Source organism: Bradyrhizobium sp. YR681 (assembly GCF_000282615.1).
In the GTDB taxonomy this organism is placed as follows: Bacteria; Pseudomonadota; Alphaproteobacteria; order Rhizobiales; family Xanthobacteraceae; genus Bradyrhizobium.
The window spans coordinates 1-18348 of sequence record NZ_AKIY01000188.1; the positions used below are offsets into that span (position 1 = coordinate 1).

Sequence of the window (18348 nt, forward strand, 5' to 3'; positions counted from 1 at the left end):
CGGCCGCCGGCACCGGCTGCCCGCGCGACAGCGACATGCAGCAGGCGGGCCTCGGCCGCGCACTGGAGCCGCATGAGCAGAGCAGCCTGCAGCGCGGCGACCTGATCTTCTGGAAAGGGCATGTCGCGATCGTGCGCGACGGCGCCACCATGGTTCACGCCAACGCGCACCATATGGCGACGGCGATCGAGCCGATCGAGCCGGCGATCGCGCGGATCAGGCAGGCCGGCAGCGACATCGTCGCGATCAAGCGGCTGTAGCGCGACTACGTCGCCGCGGCCCCATTGCCTGCCGTCTCCAGCCGGAAAGCAGCCGCGAACAGCGCGCGCGTGTAGTCGGTCTTCGGATTCTTGAACAGTTCGGCGGCCTGACCTTCCTCGACGACCTTGCCGCCACGCATCACGATGAGGTGGCTGGCGAGCGAGGCGACGACGCGCAGATCGTGCGAGATGAACATGTAGGTGAGCTCCCGCCTGCGCTGAAGCTCGCGCAACAGATCGACCATTTGCGACTGGATCAGCATGTCGAGCGCGCTGGTCGGCTCGTCCAGCACGACGAAATCGGGCTCCAGCACCACCGCACGCGCGATGCTGATGCGCTGACGCTGGCCGCCGGAGAATTCGTGCGGATAGCGGTAACGCGTATCCGGCTTCAGCCCGACGTCCTCGAGCGCCTTGACGACGCGCACCTCACGCTCCTCGCGCGACAGCTTTGGCTGATGCACGGTGAGGCCTTCGGCGATGATGTCGGCAACCGACATGCGCGGGCTGAGCGAGCCGAACGGATCCTGGAACACGATCTGCATGTCGCGTCGGAACGGCCGCATCTCCTTGAAGCGCAGGCCCTGGATGTCCTTGCCCAGGAATACGATGCGCCCGTTCGAGGAGATCAGCCGCAGCAGCGCCAGACCCAGCGTGGTCTTGCCCGAGCCGGATTCGCCGACGACGCCCAGCGTCTCGCCCTTGCGCACGGCGATGCTGACGCCGTCGACCGCCTTGATGTGTCCGACCGTCTTGCGCATCAGGCCACGCTTGATCGGAAACCACACCTTCAGATCATCCGCCGACATCACCACCGGCGCATCAGGCTGCGGCGGCGCCGGATCGGGCTTCGGCTCCGCTGCGAGCAGATCGCGCGTGTAGGGATGCTTCGGCGACTTGAAGACCTGCTCGACCGGTCCCTGCTCGACGATCAGGCCCCCCTTCATGACACAGACGGTGTCGGCGATGCGGCGCACGATGCCGAGATCGTGGGTGATGAAGAGCAGGCTCATGCCGAGCCGCGAACGAATTTCGGCGAGCAGCGCCAGGATCTGCGCCTGCACGGTGACGTCGAGCGCCGTGGTCGGCTCGTCCGCGATCAACAGATCCGGCTCGTTGGCGAGCGCCATCGCGATCATCACGCGCTGGCGCTGGCCGCCGGAGAGCTGGTGCGGATAGCTGTTCAGCCGCGTCTCGGGCTCGGGAATGCCGACCTGGGTCAACAATTCCAGCGTCCGCTTGCGGGCCTCGGCATTGCTGGTCGGATTGTGCAGCTGGATGATCTCGCCGATCTGCGCCTCGATCGTGTGCAGCGGATTGAGCGAGGTCATCGGCTCCTGGAAGATGATGGAAATGTCGCTGCCGCGAATCGCCCGCATCTGCTGCTCCGACTGGTCGATCAGCTCCTGCCCCTTGAACCGGATGCTGCCCGAGGGATGCGAAGCGTTAGGGTACGGCAGCAGCTTGAGGATCGAGAGCGCGCTGACCGACTTGCCGGACCCGGACTCGCCGACCAGCGCCACGCATTCGCCGCGCTTGATCTGGAACGACACCTTGTCGACCGCGAGCGTGGTGGCACCGCCCTGGTGGAAAGCCACCGAAAGATCGCGCACGGCAAGCAGGGGCTGGTTGATCGCGTCCATCACGCCCTCACTTGAACGTCTTGCGCGGATCGAAGGCGTCGCGCACGGCTTCGCCGATGAAGATCAGCAGCGACAGCATGATCGCGACCGAGAAGAAGCCGGAGAAACCGAGCCAAGGCGCCTGCACGTTGGACTTGCCCTGCGACAGCAGCTCGCCGAGCGACGGCGAGCCGGGTGGAAGCCCGAAGCCGAGGAAGTCCAGGGCCGTGAGCGTCATCACCGACGAGGAAACGATGAACGGCAGGAACGTCATGGTCGCGACCATCGCATTCGGCAGCAAATGCTTGAACATGATCACGGCGTTCGACACGCCCAGCGCCCTTGCCGCCTGGATGTACTCGAAATTGCGTCCGCGCAGGAACTCCGCGCGCACGAGTCCGACCAGCGACACCCAGGAAAACAGCAGCAGGATGCCGAGCAGCACGAAGAAGCCGGGAACCAGCACCGACGAGAGGATCAGGAGCAGATAGAGCGCTGGAATCGCCGTCCATATCTCGATGAAGCGCTGGAACAACAGGTCGACCCAGCCGCCGAAATAGCCCTGCACCGCGCCGGCTGCGATGCCGATGAGCGAGGAGACGATGGTCAGGCAGAGGCCGAACAGCACCGAGATGCGGAAACCGTAGATCATCCGCGCCACCACGTCGCGGCCCTGATCGTCGGTGCCGAGCCAGTTGTATTCGAGATCGCGGCAGCTCTTCAGCCCCTTCTTCTCGACGACGGATTTGCATTGCGCTTCCGTCAGCATCCAGGTCGGCGGCGACGGGGCCGGCGTCGGCAGATCGAGGTTATGGGTGTCGTAGGAGTAGCGGATCAGCGGCCAGACGATGCTGCCGCCCTTGTCCTTGATCAGCTTCTGCAAATAGGGATCGCGATAGTCGGCTGCGGTTTCGAAATCGCCGCCGAAAGTCGTCTCGGAATAGGTGACGAAGGCCGGCCAGTAGAGATGACCGTCGAACTTGACCAGGAACGGCCGGTCGTTGGCGATCAGTTCGGCGAACAGCGACAGCACGAACAGGACCAGGAAGAGCCAGAGCGACCAGTAGCCGCGCCGGTTCGCCTTGAAGTTCTGCCAGCGCCGCCTGTTGAGCGGCGACGGCACGAACGGCTTGCGCGTGATCGGCACGGCATCGCCGAGCGGCGACTTTGCGGTGGTTTCGATCGGGGTTGGGGCCGCCAGCGTCATCAGACCTCCCGCGCCTCGAAATCGATCCGCGGATCGATCCACATATAGGTCAGGTCGGAGATCAGGTTGACCACGAGGCCGACGAGCGAAAAGATGTAGAGCGTGCCGAACACCACGGGATAGTCGCGGTTGAGAACGCTCTCGAAACTGAGCAGTCCCAGCCCATCCAGCGAGAAGATGGTCTCGATCAAGAGCGAGCCCGAGAAGAAGGCGTGAATGAAGGTGCTGGGAAAGCCCGCGATGACGATCAGCATCGCGTTGCGGAAGACGTGACCGTAGAGCACCCGGTTTTCGCTGCAGCCCTTCGCGCGCGCGGTCATCACGTATTGCTTGCGGATCTCGTCCAGGAACGAGTTCTTGGTCAGGAACGTCATGGTGGTGAACGCCCCTAACCCCATCGCGATCAGCGGCAACGTCAAATGCCAGAAGTAATCGATGATCTTCCAGTACCATGGAAATTGCGACCAGCCGTCCGACGTCAGCCCGCGCAGCGGAAACCAGTTGAAGAACGAGCCGCCGGCGAACAGGATGATCAGGAGGATCGCGAACAGGAAGCCGGGTATGGCGTAGCCGAGCACGAGCACGGTCGACGTCCAGGTGTCCAGGCGCGATCCGTCCTTGACCGCCTTGCGGATGCCGAGCGGAATCGAGATCAGATAGGTCAGGAGCGTCAGCCAGATGCCGAGCGAGATCGAGACCGGCAGCTTTTCCTTGACCAGCTGGAGCACGCTGACGTCGCGGAAATAGCTCTTGCCGAAGTCGAAGCGGGCGAAATTCCAGACCATCAGCGCAAAACGCTCCGGCGCCGGCTTGTCGAAGCCGAACTGCACTTCCAGCTTCTTGATGAAGTCAGGATCGAGCCCCTGCGCGCCGCGATATTTCGAGTTGATGGCATCGCCGCCGGCGCCCAGCTGGCCGGGCGCGCGCTGGGCAAAATCGCCGCCGCCCGAGATGCGCGAGCTGCCGCCGGTGTCGGCGCCGGAGAGCTGCGCGATGACGCGCTCGACCGGACCGCCGGGCGCGAACTGCACGACCACGAAGGAGACGAAGAGTATCCCGAGCAAGGTCGGGATCATCAGCAGGATGCGGCGGGCGATATAGGCGCTCATGATTATTTCGCCTGCTCGAGCTTGGTCGCCTTGGCGCTGTCATGCCACCAGATTTCGGGCGCGCCGACGCCGTTGGCATAACGCGGCAGCTTCTGCGGATGCGCGAACTGGTCCCAATACGCCAGCCGGTGCGTCTTGTTGTACCATTGCGGCACCCAGTAGCGACCCGCGCGGAACAGCCGATCGAAGGCGCGGCAGGCGACGGTCAGGTCTTCGCGGTTGTCGGCCGCCATGATCTTCTCGATCATGGCGTCGATCGCCGGGCTGGCGACGCCCGCAAGATTGTACGAACCCTTGGTTGCCGCGACTTGCGAGGAGAAGAACGAGCGCATGGCATCGCCTGGCGTCGCCGACATGCTGAACCGCTGAATCGTCATGTCAAAGTCGAAATCTTCCTGACGTGCCTTGTATTGCACGGCGTCGACGAGACGTACGCTCGCTTCGATGCCGAGCGTGCCCAGGTTCTTGATGTAGGGCGCGTGGTGCGGCTGGAACGAAGGCTCGTCCAGCAGGAACTCGATCCTGAAGAGGTCGCCATTCGGCAGCACTCGCTTGCCGTCCTTGATGGTCACGCCGGCCTCGGTCAACAATTGCTGCGCCTTGCGCAACAGGTTGCGGTCCTGCCCGGAGCCGTCCGATGTCGGAGGCGAAAACGGTACGGCGAAGACGTCGTCGGGAACCTGGCCGCGGAACGGCTCCAGCAGCTTCAGCTCCTCCGGCGACGGAGGCCCATTGCCTGCCATGAGGTCCGAGTTCTGGAACGGCGACACCGTGCGCGCATAAGCGCCATACATGATGGTCTTGTTGGTCCATTCGAAATCGAAGGCGTTGATCAAGGCCTCGCGCACGCGCGGATCCTTGAACTTGTCGCACCGCGTATTGATGAACCAGCCCTGCGCGCCCGACGGCGTGTCGTCCGGAACGACCTCCATCTTGACGCGCCCTTCTTTCACCGCGGGGAAGTCGTAGCGCGTCGCCCAGATGCGCGAGGTGAATTCCTCCCGATAGAGATAGTTCTTGCCGGTAAACCCCTCGAACGCGACGTCGCGATCCCGATAGAACTCGTAACGGACGACGTCGAAATTGTAGCTGCCGCGGCAAACCGGCAGGTCGGCAGCCCACCAATCCTTGACGCGCTCATATTCGATATAGCGGTTGACCTCGAACTTGCCGACCTTGTACGGGCCGGAACCGAGCGGGATATCGAGCGACGTTTCATCGAAGGCGCGAGAGGCATAGAACGTTTTCGAGAAGATCGGCAGGCCGGCGACATAGAGCGGCACGTCGCGCGCCCGCCCTTGCGCGAAAGTGACGACCAGTGTCGCGTCGTCGAGAGCCTCGGCGCTGACCATGTCGCGCATCTGGACGATGATCAGAGGATGCCCCTTGGACTTCAACGACGTCAGCGAGAACGCCGCGTCGTGGGCCGTGAGCTTGGTGCCGTCATGGAATTTCGCCTCGGGCCGCATCGTAAAGCGGTAGACCAGTCTATCCGGCGAGATCTGAACGGATTTGGCGGCAAGCCCGTACATCGCATCCGGTTCGTCATTGGCGCGCACCATCAGCGGCGCGAACGTCATGTCCATGCCTTGCGCGCCGTCACCTTTCATGATGAAGGCGTTGAGGGAGTTGAAGGTCTGGTAGGACTGGTTGTAGGCGCGCACCGACGGAATGAGCGAGAACGTGCCGCCCTTCGGCGCATCCAGATTGACATAGTCGAAATGATGGAAGTCGGCGGGATATTTGAGGTCGCCGAAGGCCGAGATGCCGTGCGCCTCGGCGGGCATCTCGGACGCGGTCGCGCGCCGCAGCAGGGCGGCGCTGAGCGCGCCGCCGGCCCCCAGGGCCAGCACATGCCGGCGTGACAGCTGCGCCATGCGCAATTGCTTCCTCAAGAGCGTTTTCCGATGCGCGCCGCCTTGTCCGCGTCGTACCACCACAATGTCGGCAGGCCGGACCGGCCGTATTTCGGCAGCGGCTCGGCATGGCCAAAGCGGTCCCAGCGGGCGTAGCGCGCAAAGCCGTAGGTGAATTGCGGCACGAGATAGAAATTCCACAACAGCACGCGGTCGAGCGCGCGCGTGGCCGCGACCAGCTCGCCGCGGTTCTTGGCGTAGATCACCCGCTCGATCAGCGCGTCGACCGCGGGGTTCTTGATGCCGATTGTGTTGCGCGCGCCCGGCATGTCGGCGGCCTGCGAGCCCCAGAACTCGCGCTGCTCGTTGCCGGGCGAGAGCGACTCGCCCCACTGGTCGATGATCATGTCGAAGTCGAAGCTGCGCAGCCGGTTCTGGTATTGCGCGTCGTCGACGACGCGGATCGAGGTGCTGACGCCGATGCGCTCCAGCGACGGCTTGTAGAACAGCGCGATGCGCTCGGACGACGGATCCTGCACCAGGATCTCGACCGTGAGCGGCTTGCCGGAGCTGTCGACCAGCTTGTGGTCCTTGACCTCGAAGCCGGCCTCCTTCAGCAGCTTCGCCGCCTCGCGGAGATTGGCGCGCACGGCTTCCGGATTGCCGCCGACCGGATTCTGGTACGCCGTGGTGAAGACCTCCGGAGGCACCTTGTCCTTCACGGTCTCCAGGATTTGCAATTCCTCGCCCTGCGGCAGGCCGGAGGATGCAAGATCGGTCCCTTCGAAATAACTGTTGATGCGCTTGTACTGCCCGTAGAAGAGCTGCTTGTTCATCTCCTCGAAATCGAAGGCGCAGTTGAAGGCGCGGCGAAGCCGGGCGTCCTTGAACTGATCGCGCCGGATGTTGAAGACGAAGGCCTGCATGCGGCCGGAATCGTTGATCGGAAACTCTTCCTTGATCACGCGCTTCTCGGCCACTGCCGGGAAGTCGTAGGCGGTCGCCCATTGCTTGGCGGAGTTTTCCGCGATCCAGTCGGCCTGATCGGCCTTGAACGCCTCCAGCGCGACCAGGTTGTCGCGGAAGAATTCGAAGCGCAGCTCGTCGAAATTGTTGGTGCCGATCTGGCTCGGGATGCTGGCGCCCCAATAGTCCTTCACGCGCTCGAGCTTGATCGAGCGTCCGGCCACGAATTCCTTGATCTTGTAGGCACCGGAGCCGAGCGGCGGCTCCAGCGTGGTCGCGCTGACGTCGCGCTTGCGGCCCTGGGCGTCGGTGCCTTCCCACCAATGCTTCGGCAGTACCGTGAGCTCGCCGACGATGGTCGGCAATTCGCGATTGCCGGGCGCATCGAACGTGAACTTGACGTCGCGCTCACCGCTCTTCTCGGCCTTGACGACGTGACGGTAGTAGGACGCATACATCGGCGACTGCTTCTTCAGAGTCTCCAGCGAGAAGATCACGTCCTCCGGCGTCACCGGCTTGCCGTCGTGCCAGCGCGCTTCCTTGCGGAGGCGATAGATCACCCAGGAAAAATCATCCGGATGCTGGGCCGATTCGGCGAGTTCGCCGTATTCGGTGGCGACCTCGTCCTGGGCGCGCGTCATCAGCTGCTCGTAGACCATCGCCGCGGCGGGGGCGAGCGAGCCCTTGATGCCGGCGACCGCGAGGTTGAAATTGTCGAATGTGCCGATCGAGATCAGCCGGGCGACGCCGCCCTTCGGCGCGTCCGGATTGACGTAGTCGAAGCGCTTGAAGTCGGCGGGATATTTGATGTCGCCGAACAGCGACAGGGCATGGCGCCAGGGCAGCTGGTCAGATTGCGCGGCTGCCACGCCGATGACGGGAACGCCCGCGACGGAACCGAGGGCCGGGAGCGCTGCGGCCGCAGTGCCGGTGAGCAGGAGATCGCGTCGGGTGATGGCCAAATCAATAGTCCTGTCTTGAAGGAGGAAGCTACTCCTTTAAGTTCCCAATATAGGCGAGGTTTCGACGGAATATGTTGCTTTTTCCTCATCTTGGAAGGCCGGATGGCCTGCCGGATGCGGCCAAACGCCTCGATAAATTCACCGCGAGGCCCGGATAAGGAAACGGCCAGGCTTTTCAGCCTGGCCGCATATTCAAAGACAGGTTTTCGAGGCCTTATTTCGATGCCGTCGGCAGCGGCTGGGGATGCTCCGACAGGGAATTCAGATAGGCAATGACGTCGGCCCGCTCGGAATCCTTCGGGATACCGGCGAAGCCCATCGCGGTGCCCGGGACGAAGCCCTTCGGATTGGCAATGAACTTGTTGAGGTCGTCGAAGGTCCAGGTGCCGCCCTTGGCCTTCATGGCGGCCGAGAAATTGAAGCCGTTGCGACCCTCGCCCCTGGCCTCGCCGACGACGCCGTAGAGGTTCGGACCGACACGATTCGGGCCGTTCTTCTCGAAGGTATGGCAGGCGCCGCACTTCTTGGCGGCAGCCGCGCCCTTCTCAACCGAGGCAGTCTGGAGCAGCTTTTCGATCGGCTCGGAGGGCGCAGCGGCAGCGCCAGCTTCCTTGCCGTGGCCGGCATCTTCCTTCACGGCGATCTCGAAGCCGGGCTTTTCCAATGGCTTCGGCGAGAACAGCGCACTCGCGGTGAAGCTCGTCACCAGCAGGATGAGACAGGTGCCGAGCACGGCCCCGAGAATTTTATTGAGTTCAAACGAGTCCATTTCCGGCCAGGCCCCACACCGCAGTAAGGAAAATAGCGGCCGGGCGGCCGCCAGGACGAGCCTCGGGAGAATCAAAGCGTTCCTTGTTGTTTCCCCGAGTTTTGCCATTGAGATATCGGTTTGCCCGGGGTCTGGCAACCCGTATAAGCGACCCGGCTTCGAACCCGTCCCCACCCCATTTCTCGGCGCGGAAAACGCCCGTTTCCAGGCCCCTGCCCCCAAGCCCTTGAACCCAAGATCCCTGACCCAATGACCGATCCCCGCATCCTGGTGCTGATCCCGGCCCGCATGGCCGCCACCCGTCTGCCCGGCAAGCCGCTCGCCGACATCGCGGGCCTTCCGATGATCGTGCATGTGCTGCGCCGCGCCGAGGCCGCCGGCATCGGCCGGGTTGCGGTTGCAACCGACACGGACGAGATCGCGTCCGTCGTGACCGCCCATGGCGGGGAGGCCGTGATGACCCGCGCCGACCACCCCTCGGGCTCCGACCGCATCCACGAGGCCATGCAGAAGCTCGATCCCGACGGCAAGGCCGAGATCGTGGTCAATCTCCAGGGCGATTTCCCGACGATTGCGCCCGAGAGCCTCCGCGAGGTGCTTCCCCCCTTCACCGATCCCGCCGTCGACATCGTGACGCTGGCCTCGCAGATCCACACCGAGGAGGAGGACCTTGCTCCCAGCGTCGTGAAGGCCGTCGGCACCCATATCGGCCCCAGACGGCTGCGCGCGCTCTATTTCACCCGCGCCACCGCACCTCATGGCAACGGACCGCGCTACCACCATATCGGCGTCTACGCCTATCGCCGCGCTGCGCTGGAGCGGTTCGTGTCCCTGCCGCCCTCGCCCCTGGAACGCCAGGAGAGTCTGGAGCAACTGCGGGCCGTTGAGGCCGGCATGCGCATCGACATCATGATCGTCGACAGCGTGCCCCGCGGCGTCGACACGCCGCCCGATCTCGAAACCGCCCGCAGCATCCTTTCCAAATCCTGAGCCGCTGTTACAAGGCCCGTCATGAGCAAGATGAAGATCGCATTCCAGGGCGAACCCGGAGCCAATTCCCACATCGCCATCGTCGAGGCCTATCCCGACGCCGAGCCGATGCCCTGCGCCACTTTCGAGGACGCGCTGTCGGCGATCTCGTCGGGCGAGGCCGATCTCGGCATGATCCCGATCGAGAATTCGGTCGCGGGCCGCGTCGCCGACATCCATCATCTGCTGCCGGCCTCCGGCCTCTTCATCATCGGCGAATGGTTTCTCCCTGTGCGCCATCAGCTGATGGCGGTGAAGGGGACCAGGATCGAAGACATCAAGAGCGTCGAGAGCCATGTGCATGCACTCGGCCAGTGCCGGCGCATCATCCGCAAGCTCGGCATCAAGCCGATCGTGCACGCCGACACCGCCGGCAGCGCACGCGACATCTCCGAGCGCAACGACAAGACCGTTGCCGCGATCGCCTCGCGCCTCGCCGCAAAGATCTACGGGCTCGACATCCTCGCCGAGGATATCGAGGACGAAGCCCACAACACGACCCGCTTCGTGGTGCTGGCGCGCGAGCCGAAATGGGCGGCGCAAGGCTCGGGCCCGCTGGTCACGACTTTTGTATTCCGGGTACGCAATTTGCCGGCCGCGCTCTACAAGGCGCTCGGCGGCTTTGCCACCAACGGCGTCAACATGACCAAGCTCGAGAGCTACATGGTCGACGGCAATTTCTTCGCCACGCAGTTCTATGCCGACGTCGACGGCCATCCTGACGACAAGGGCCTGGCGTTCGCGATCGAGGAGCTGAAATTCTTCTCGCGCGAATTCCGCATCGTCGGCGTGTATCCGGGCCACCCGTTCCGGGCGACGTTCAGCGAGACGCAGCAGGATTGATCTCGTGTTCCGGACGCGCTGCAGCGTGCAACGCTGCTGCGCAGAGCCGGCACCCAGTTCTGCTCGTGGATAGATGGGCCCCGGCTCAGCAGTGCACCGCTACGCGCTGCACTGCGTCCGGGGCACGAGAACTTTTACGCGGCTACCTTAAGCCCGAACGCATCCGCCAGCAGCGAATACGACTTTTTCCGCGCATCGTGGTCATAGACCGCGGTAATCACCATCAGTTCGTCCGGCTTGCTCGCATCGATCAGCGGCTGAAGTTTTTTCTGCACCGTCGCCGGATTGCCGACGAACAGGCGCGAGCGGTTGCGGATAATCGAGGTACGCTCGGAGTCCGTATAGGGATAGGACAGCGCTTCCTCGACACTCGGCAGCGGCAGATACTGGCCGCGGTCGCGGCGCAGGCGGTTGAGGTCGAAAGAACTCGCGAGCCTTTCGGCCTCTTCATCGGTGTCGGCAGCGATAGCGGCGACTGCGAGGATCGCGCGCGGGCTCGCGCTCCAGGCCGAGGGCTGGAAGCGGTTACGGTAATGCACCATCGCATCGATCGCGTCATGGGACGCAAAATGATGGGCGAAGGCGAAGCCCATGCCCACTTGCGCGGCGAGCTCCGAGGAATAGTCGCTGGAGCCGAGCAGCCAGATCGGCGGCAGCGGCGTGTCGTCGGGCATCGCGACGACGTTGTTGTAGGGGTGCCCAGATGGAAATTCGCGGGTCTGCCACAGGATCAGTTCGTGAAGCCGCTCGAGAAAATCGTCGCCTTCGCGGCGGTCGAGCCGGCTGCGCAGCGCGTAAGCGGTGGCGCCGTCGGTGCCGGGCGCGCGGCCGAGGCCGAGATCAATGCGGCCGGGAAACAGCGCCTCCAGCATCTTGAAGCGTTCAGCCACGACCAGCGGGGCGTGGTTGGGCAGCATCACGCCGCCGGAGCCGACGCGGATGTGTTTCGTCACCGCCGCGATCTGCCCGATCATCACGTCGGGCGCCGGGCTCGCGACCGAGGCAAGGTTGTGGTGCTCGGCGAGCCAGTAGCGGACATAGCCGAGCCCGTCGACATGGCGCGCCAGATCGATGCTGTTGCGCAGCGCCGCGGCGGGCTTCGTGCCTGTGGTGACGACGGAGAGGTCGAGGACTGAAAGCGGGATCATCGCGAGCTAAACTAGTGGAGGCTGGCGCGGCGGCAATGGGCCGACAGCGCAGGTCTGGCGTGTGCGGGCCGCGATCACCGGGGGCAAGCCGATCCAGAATGATGGGCCAGACACTGACCCGGCAACATCACATTCCTTCTGCCCACACATCAAAATCGCCTTCGTCCTCCACTCGTTTCCTATCATACTATTGATATAATGTATTATTATTGGATTGATGGATATCCCACCTGCAGTCAGTATCGCGCCATAATTCGAATATACTCGATAAAAGTGGGCCACTTCCCATCATCGATGGGCTGTCGAGAAACCCGTCTTTGCCCTATCTTAGCCTCTCCCAATATAGACCTGACCGCCGGCCGCCAAAATCCTGGAGTGAGTGGTGCCATGACTGATCCGACGATTCCTGCCCAAGCCGACGGGCAAGACGGGCACCTGAAGCGACCTGCGATATCCTTCGAATTCTTTCCGCCCAAGACGGAAGATATGGAGCGCAATCTCTGGGAGACCATCAACCGGCTGGCCCCGCTCGACCCGAAATTCGTCTCGGTGACCTATGGCGCCGGCGGCTCGACCCGCGAGCGGACCCATTCGACCATCTCGCGCATCCTGAAGGAAACCGCGTTGCTGCCGGCCGCGCATCTGACCTGCGTCGGTGCTTCGCGCGGCGAGATCGACGAGATCGTCGACCGCTATCACGAGGTCGGCGTCCGCCACATCGTGGCCTTGCGAGGCGATCCCGTCGGCGGCATCGGGACGCCCTATTCCAGCCATCCCGACGGTTACCAGAGCTCTGCCGACCTCGTCGCGGGGATCAAGAAGCGGCACGGCGATATCGAGGTCTCGGTCTCGGCTTACCCCGAGAAGCATCCGGAGGCGCGCGACTTCGATGCCGATATCGACACGCTCCAGGCCAAGGTCGACGCGGGTGCGGCGCGCGCGATCACCCAGGTGTTCTTCGATAACGACCTCTACTTCCGCTACCTCGACCGCGTCCGTGCGCGCGGCATCAACATCCCGATCGTGCCGGGCATCATGCCGATGCACAATTTCAAGCAGGCGAGAGCCTTCGTCACGCGCACCGGTACATCCGTGCCGGACTGGCTCGCCGAGAAGTTCGAGGGCCTCGATAACGACGCCGAGACGCGCAAGCTGGTGGCTGCCACCGTTGCCGCCGGCCAGGTGCAGAAACTCGCCAAGCGCGGCGTCGACACATTCCATTTTTACACCATGAACCGCGCCGATCTCGTGTTCGCGATCAGCCATTTGCTCGGCATCCGCGCCAAGAGCGTGCAGAAGGCGGCGTAAAAGAAAATGACCGTACCCACTTCTCCCAAGCGAACTGCCCTGCTCAATGCCGCACGCGAGCGTATCCTCGTGCTCGACGGCGCCATGGGCACGATGATCCAGAACCTCCAGTTCGACGAAGCCGCCTTCCGCGGCGAGCGCTTCAGGGATTTCCATCGCGACCTGCGCGGCAACAACGATCTGTTGATCCTGACCCAGCCGCAGGCGATCGAGGACATCCACGCCGCCTATTTGCGCGCCGGCGCCGACATCGTCGCGACCAACACGTTCTCGACCACCTCGATCGCGCAGGCCGATTACGACCTCACCGACATCGTCTACGAAATGGCGCGCGAAGGCGCCCGCCTCGCCGGCAACGCCGCACGACGCGTCGAGGCCGAGGACGGCAAGCCGCGCTTCGTCGCCGGTGCCATCGGCCCGACCAACCGCACCGCCTCGATCTCCCCCGACGTGTCCAATCCCGGCTACCGCGCCGTCACGTTCGACGATTTGCGCAAATCCTATGGCGAGCAGATCAACGGCATGCTCGACGGCGGCGTCGACCTGCTGCTGGTCGAGACCATCTTCGATACGCTGAATGCCAAGGCGGCGCTCTACGCCATCGCGGAGATCGCGGAGCAACGCGGCATCGACGTGCCCGTGATGGTGTCGGGCACCATCACCGATAAATCCGGCCGCCTGCTCTCGGGCCAGATGCCGGAGGCGTTCTGGAATTCGGTGCGGCACGCCAAGCCCGTCACCATCGGCTTCAACTGCGCGCTCGGCGCCGAAGATTTGCGCGCGCATATCGCCGATATCGGCCGTGTGGCTGACACGCTGGTGTGTGCCTATCCGAATGCCGGTCTGCCCAACGAGTTCGGCCAGTATGACGAGACGCCCGAGTACATGGCGCGCCTGGTCGGCGAGTTCGCCCGCGATGGCCTCGTCAACATCGTCGGCGGCTGTTGCGGCACCACGCCGGAGCACATCGCGGCGATTGCCGCGGCCGTCGCACCGCACACGCCGCGTATCGTGCCCGAGATCGAACCGCGCCTGCGGCTCTCCGGCCTAGAGCCGTTCATCCTGACCGACGCGATCCCGTTCGTGAATGTCGGCGAGCGCACCAACGTCACGGGCTCCGCCCGCTTCCGCAAGCTGATCACCAACGGCGACTATACGGCCGCGCTGCAGGTCGCGCGCGACCAGGTCGAGAACGGCGCGCAGATCATCGACGTCAACATGGATGAGGGCCTGCTCGACTCCGAAGCCGCGATGGTGACCTTCCTCAACCTCGTCGCCGCCGAGCCCGACATCGCCCGCGTCCCCGTGATGGTGGACTCCTCGAAATTCTCGGTGATCGAGGCCGGCCTGAAATGCGTGCAGGGCAAGCCGGTCGTCAATTCGATCTCGATGAAGGAAGGCGAGGAGAAGTTCATCCACGAGGCCAACATCGCCCGGCGCCATGGTGCGGCCGTGGTGGTGATGGCGTTCGACGAAGTCGGCCAGGCCGATACGTTCGCGCGCAAGACCGAAATCTGCAAGCGCGCCTACGACATCCTGGTGGACCGCGTCGGCTTCCCGCCAGAGGACATCATCTTCGATCCGAACATCTTCGCGATCGCGACCGGCATCGAGGAGCACAACAATTACGGCGTCGACTTCATCGAGGCGACGCGCTGGATCCGCAAGAACCTGCCCGGCGCGCATATCTCGGGCGGCGTCTCCAATTTATCGTTCTCGTTCCGCGGCAACGAGCCGGTGCGCGAGGCCATGCACTCGGTGTTCCTGTATCACGCCATCAAGGCCGGCATGGACATGGGCATCGTCAATGCCGGGCAGATGATCGTCTATGACGACATCGATGCCGAGCTGCGCCAGGTGTGCGAGGACGTGGTGCTGAACCGCGATCCCGGCGCCTCCGAGCGCCTGCTGGCGCTCGCCGAAAAATTCCGCGGCAACAAGACCCAGACCAAGGAAGCCGACCTCGCCTGGCGCGAATGGCCGGTGGCCAAGCGGCTGTCGCATTCGCTGGTGCACGGGATCACCGAGTTCATCGAAGTGGACACCGAAGAGGCCCGCAAGGAATCGAAGCGCCCGCTCGACGTGATCGAGGGGCCGCTGATGGCCGGCATGAACGTGGTCGGCGACCTCTTCGGCGACGGCAAGATGTTCCTGCCGCAGGTGGTGAAATCGGCGCGCGTGATGAAGCAGGCGGTGGCCTGGCTGATGCCGTTCATGGAGGAAGAGAAGGCGCGCAACCTCGCCAACGGCATCGGCACCGAGGGCTCCTCCTCCGCCGGCAAGATCGTGCTCGCGACCGTGAAGGGCGACGTCCACGACATCGGCAAGAACATCGTCGGCATCGTGCTCCAGTGCAACAATTTCGAGGTCATCGACCTCGGCGTGATGGTGCCGGCCGCCAAGATCGTCGAGACCGTGAAGGCGGAGAAGGCCGACATCGTCGGGCTATCAGGCCTGATCACGCCTTCGCTCGACGAGATGGCGTTTTTCGCCGGCGAGTTGCAGCGCGAAGGCCTCAAGCTGCCGCTGCTGATCGGCGGCGCCACCACGAGCCGCGTGCATACGGCCGTGAAGATCGACCCGAGCTATCGGGCCGGTCCCGTCGTGCATGTCAACGACGCCAGCCGCGCCGTCGGCGTCGCGTCGTCGCTGCTGAGCCCCGAGAAGCGCGAGGCGTATGCCGCCGAAGTGCGCGCCGAATACGCAAAAATCTCGGACGCGCATCTGCGCGCGCAGGCCGACAAGAAGCGGCTCAAGCTGGATGTCGCCCGCGCCAACCGCGTGCCGGTCGACTTTGCCAAGAACAAGCCGGTGAAGCCGACCTTCCTCGGCACCCGCAGCTTCGACGAATACGACCTCGCCGAACTCGTGCCCTATATCGACTGGACGCCGTTCTTCCAGACCTGGGAGCTTGCGGGACGCTTCCCCGCCATCCTCGACGATGCCAAGGTCGGCGAGGTCGCGCGCTCGCTTTATGACGATGCGCGCAAGATGCTCGACCTGATCGTCAAGGAGAAGTGGTTCCGGGCACGCGCCACCGTCGGCTTCTGGCCGGCCAACGCGCAAGGCGACGACATCGTGCTCTATGCCGACGAAAGCCGGACCAAGCCAATCGCGACACTGCACACGCTGCGCCAGCAGCTCGAGAAGCGCGAGGGCCGCTTCAACGCCGCGCTCGCCGACTTCGTCGCACCCGCTGGCGTGCCGGATTATGTCGGCGGCTTCGTCGTCACCGCCGGCATCGGCGAGGACGTGATCGCCGACCGCTTCAAGATGGCCAACGACGACTATTCCTCGATCCTGTGCAAGGCGCTGGCCGACCGCCTCGCCGAAGCCTTCGCCGAGCGCATGCATGCCCGCGTTCGCCGCGAGTTCTGGGCCTATGCGCCGGACGAGACGCTCTCCCCCGACGATCTGATCCTGGAGAAGTACCAGGGCATCCGCCCCGCGCCCGGCTATCCCGCGCAGCCCGACCACACCGAGAAGGCGACGCTGTTCGAGCTGCTCGATGCGGAAGCGACCGCCGGCGTGAAGCTGACCGAGAGCTTTGCGATGTGGCCGGGCTCCTCAGTGTCGGGGCTCTATTTCGCCAACCCCGAGAGCTATTATTTCGGCGTCGGCAAGATCGAGCGCGACCAGGTCGAGGACTATGCCGCGCGCAAGGGCATGAGTGTGGCCGAGACCGAGCGCTGGCTCGCGCCGGTGCTGAACTACATCCCGTCGCAACAGATCGACAGGGCCTTTGCGGCGACACCGGCGAACGACGAGACCTCGAAGGATCTCGCCTCGCATCCGCCGGGCTGCACCTGCGCGGTGCATCTGGTCTGGCAGAAGAAGCGCGCGGGGGCGGGATAGACCCGCCTCCAGACAAAAATAAGAAAACAACCCCATGCACAGTAGAGATGGGGTTGAAAGGCTTAAGCAATTTCGGTCTTGCCGAAAAAGACTTGCGCCGTCGGGCAAACCACCTGTATTGTTGCATCATCGCTCACTGCGCCGGTTTGGTACTCCGGCGGATGCGAGCGCCCCAATCTCGTCATTGCGAGCGCAGCGAAGCAATCCAGAATCTTTCCACGGCGACAGTCTGGATTGCTTCGCTGCGCTCGCAATGACGGAGCAAGCGGCGACGCCACGACGCTCCAATTTACATCTTCAAGCCCGGACGTAACTTCGTTCGCGGGAACTCGCCGCTTGTGAACGCGATCACTTGTCCGCTCAACCTTCGTTCGCTACTCTCTCGGTCTACTACCTTCAAACCGACGGTTTGCTCGGGATCGAACATATGAAGCAGTTCATTGCACTGTTCGTCGCCGCAATCGTTCTCGTCGTGCTGCCCACGATTGCCGCCGCGGACTGTCCGAAAGGCTACGTGCCATGCGGCGAGCGAAATCAGTTGTGCTGCCCAGGCAAGTAGCCAGCCGCAAATGGCTTTGGCTCGGCACTGGCGTGTTCGTTGCGATCGGCCTCGTGATGATTGCCGCCTGGGTCGGGTTCCCGCGCAAGAAGCAGACGATCACGGCCATCCTCACCGAAACAGGTTATTTCGAGGTGGTCCCGCCCAGCACGTTCGGAGGTCCCGGCACCATCAACACGATCGAATACTTAAGCAACGGCCGGCTTGAACTGCACCCGACCTGCGACGTCGATCCCGCGATCCTGACCGGCAAGATCCAGAAATCGCCGACCGTGGACCGCGACCTGAAGCAGTCGCTCGAGAAGAAGCTCGACGTCTCCGCGCAGGTCAGGGACAAGCTGTCGGCCGTCGCCGGGATGCAGCAGGTCGACTCCATCCACCTCAAGCTCGAGAACGCCAACATCCTGCTGATTTCCGACGAGTCGCTGATCTCGACCCGGAACGCGTTGCTCAAGGCCGAATGCGAGGACGCGGTCACCCAGAACATTTCGAACGGCGGCGTCGTGTGCCAGACGCGGTCGGTTCTGGAAGCCGATGTCGTCTACGAGATCAAATACCGCGACGAGATCTCGATGGAGGAGAAGGCGAAGCTGACATCCGAGATCGCTGCGAAGCTCGAGCTGGACGCACACCAGGGGTCGGACGACAAGGTGTCCGGCTCACAATTGTTCTTCGGCATCAGATTGTCGCCAAATCCGATCGTCCTGAAGACCGCGACGGGCGAGATCAAGCCCTGTACGCGGAAATAGGATCGAGGCACTGTTGTACCCCCCATGAGCGAAGCGACATGCGGGAACAGCTGCCCCGGATATCGCTTCGCTCATCCGGGCTACGACGTCACCGCTCCCCCTTCGG

The 18348-nt window shown here is 63.7% G+C and carries 14 protein-coding genes; 7 read left to right on the plus strand and 7 right to left on the minus strand.

Going from position 1 to position 18348, the window contains the following annotated elements; genetic code table 11:
- On the plus strand, positions 1–260 hold a 260-nt coding region (locus PMI42_RS15390; RefSeq protein WP_008135638.1), incomplete at its 5' end, for an NlpC/P60 family protein.
- Positions 261–265: 5 nt separating this feature from the next.
- On the opposite strand, the gene PMI42_RS15395 is transcribed toward PMI42_RS15390, so the two are convergent.
- From PMI42_RS15395 to PMI42_RS15420, 6 genes are all read right to left on the minus strand, one after another.
- The gene (locus PMI42_RS15395) at positions 266–1903 is read right to left on the minus strand and encodes an ABC transporter ATP-binding protein (RefSeq protein ID WP_008135641.1); all 1638 of its coding nucleotides are present in this window, start codon (positions 1901–1903) and stop codon (positions 266–268) included.
- Positions 1904–1910: 7 nt separating this feature from the next.
- Positions 1911–3089, minus strand: coding sequence for an ABC transporter permease (locus tag PMI42_RS15400; protein ID WP_008135643.1), 1179 nt, complete (start codon positions 3087–3089; stop codon positions 1911–1913).
- Positions 3089–4198, minus strand: a complete 1110-nt coding sequence (locus PMI42_RS15405; RefSeq protein ID WP_008135645.1) for a microcin C ABC transporter permease YejB — start codon at positions 4196–4198, stop codon at positions 3089–3091. The genes PMI42_RS15400 and PMI42_RS15405 overlap by 1 nt, the downstream gene beginning before the upstream one ends.
- 2 nt (positions 4199–4200) lie before the next feature.
- Complete coding sequence (locus tag PMI42_RS15410) at positions 4201–6075, minus strand: extracellular solute-binding protein (protein WP_008135647.1); 1875 nt, start codon at positions 6073–6075, stop codon at positions 4201–4203.
- Positions 6076–6089: 14 nt separating this feature from the next.
- Positions 6090–7982 (minus strand): extracellular solute-binding protein, encoded by a 1893-nt coding sequence (locus PMI42_RS15415; RefSeq protein ID WP_008135649.1) that lies wholly within the window; start codon positions 7980–7982, stop codon positions 6090–6092.
- A 214-nt stretch (positions 7983–8196) separates the two neighbouring features.
- The gene (locus tag PMI42_RS15420) at positions 8197–8751 is read right to left on the minus strand and encodes a c-type cytochrome (protein ID WP_008135651.1); all 555 of its coding nucleotides are present in this window, start codon (positions 8749–8751) and stop codon (positions 8197–8199) included.
- Between the two features lie 249 nt (positions 8752–9000).
- Here PMI42_RS15420 and PMI42_RS15425 point away from each other — a divergent pair, with 249 nt between their 5' ends.
- A complete protein-coding gene (locus PMI42_RS15425; protein WP_008135654.1) occupies positions 9001–9741 on the plus strand; it encodes a 3-deoxy-manno-octulosonate cytidylyltransferase in 741 nt (246 codons plus the stop codon).
- 21 nt (positions 9742–9762) lie between these two features.
- Entirely contained in the window at positions 9763–10623 is an 861-nt protein-coding gene (locus tag PMI42_RS15430) for a prephenate dehydratase (RefSeq protein WP_008135656.1), read from the plus strand.
- A 134-nt stretch (positions 10624–10757) separates the two neighbouring features.
- On the opposite strand, the gene PMI42_RS15435 is transcribed toward PMI42_RS15430, so the two are convergent.
- Positions 10758–11771, minus strand: a complete 1014-nt coding sequence (locus PMI42_RS15435; RefSeq protein ID WP_008135657.1) for an LLM class flavin-dependent oxidoreductase — start codon at positions 11769–11771, stop codon at positions 10758–10760.
- A 387-nt stretch (positions 11772–12158) separates the two neighbouring features.
- Between PMI42_RS15435 and metF the strand changes: the two genes are divergently transcribed.
- From metF to PMI42_RS15450, 4 genes are all read left to right on the plus strand, one after another.
- Complete coding sequence (metF, locus tag PMI42_RS15440) at positions 12159–13079, plus strand: methylenetetrahydrofolate reductase [NAD(P)H] (protein ID WP_008135659.1); 921 nt, start codon at positions 12159–12161, stop codon at positions 13077–13079.
- A 6-nt stretch (positions 13080–13085) separates the two neighbouring features.
- A complete protein-coding gene (gene metH, locus PMI42_RS15445) occupies positions 13086–16934 on the plus strand; it encodes a methionine synthase (protein ID WP_008135662.1) in 3849 nt (1282 codons plus the stop codon).
- 427 nt (positions 16935–17361) lie between these two features.
- On the plus strand, positions 17362–17493 hold the full coding sequence (locus PMI42_RS40655) for a hypothetical protein (protein ID WP_008135663.1): 132 nt from the start codon (positions 17362–17364) through the stop codon (positions 17491–17493).
- On the plus strand, positions 17475–18242 hold the full coding sequence (locus PMI42_RS15450; RefSeq protein ID WP_240535246.1) for a hypothetical protein: 768 nt from the start codon (positions 17475–17477) through the stop codon (positions 18240–18242). The genes PMI42_RS40655 and PMI42_RS15450 overlap by 19 nt, the downstream gene beginning before the upstream one ends.
- Positions 18243–18348: the final 106 nt, after the last annotated feature.

Excerpts from the sequence above, each read along its gene's own strand:
- PMI42_RS15395 (WP_008135641.1), bottom strand. The coding sequence starts at position 1,903 with ATGGACGCGATCAACCAGCCCCTGCTTGCCGTGCGCGATCTTTCGGTG.
- PMI42_RS15400 (WP_008135643.1), bottom strand. The coding sequence starts at position 3,089 with ATGACGCTGGCGGCCCCAACCCCGATCGAAACCACCGCAAAGTCGCCG.
- PMI42_RS15405 (WP_008135645.1), bottom strand. The coding sequence starts at position 4,198 with ATGAGCGCCTATATCGCCCGCCGCATCCTGCTGATGATCCCGACCTTG.
- PMI42_RS15410 (WP_008135647.1), bottom strand. The coding sequence starts at position 6,075 with ATGGCGCAGCTGTCACGCCGGCATGTGCTGGCCCTGGGGGCCGGCGGC.
- PMI42_RS15420 (WP_008135651.1), bottom strand. The coding sequence starts at position 8,751 with ATGGACTCGTTTGAACTCAATAAAATTCTCGGGGCCGTGCTCGGCACC.
- PMI42_RS15425 (WP_008135654.1), top strand. The coding sequence starts at position 9,001 with ATGACCGATCCCCGCATCCTGGTGCTGATCCCGGCCCGCATGGCCGCC.
- PMI42_RS15430 (WP_008135656.1), top strand. The coding sequence starts at position 9,763 with ATGAGCAAGATGAAGATCGCATTCCAGGGCGAACCCGGAGCCAATTCC.
- PMI42_RS15435 (WP_008135657.1), bottom strand. The coding sequence starts at position 11,771 with ATGATCCCGCTTTCAGTCCTCGACCTCTCCGTCGTCACCACAGGCACG.
- metF (WP_008135659.1), top strand. The coding sequence starts at position 12,159 with ATGACTGATCCGACGATTCCTGCCCAAGCCGACGGGCAAGACGGGCAC.
- metH (WP_008135662.1), top strand. The coding sequence starts at position 13,086 with ATGACCGTACCCACTTCTCCCAAGCGAACTGCCCTGCTCAATGCCGCA.
- PMI42_RS40655 (WP_008135663.1), top strand. The coding sequence starts at position 17,362 with ATGAAGCAGTTCATTGCACTGTTCGTCGCCGCAATCGTTCTCGTCGTG.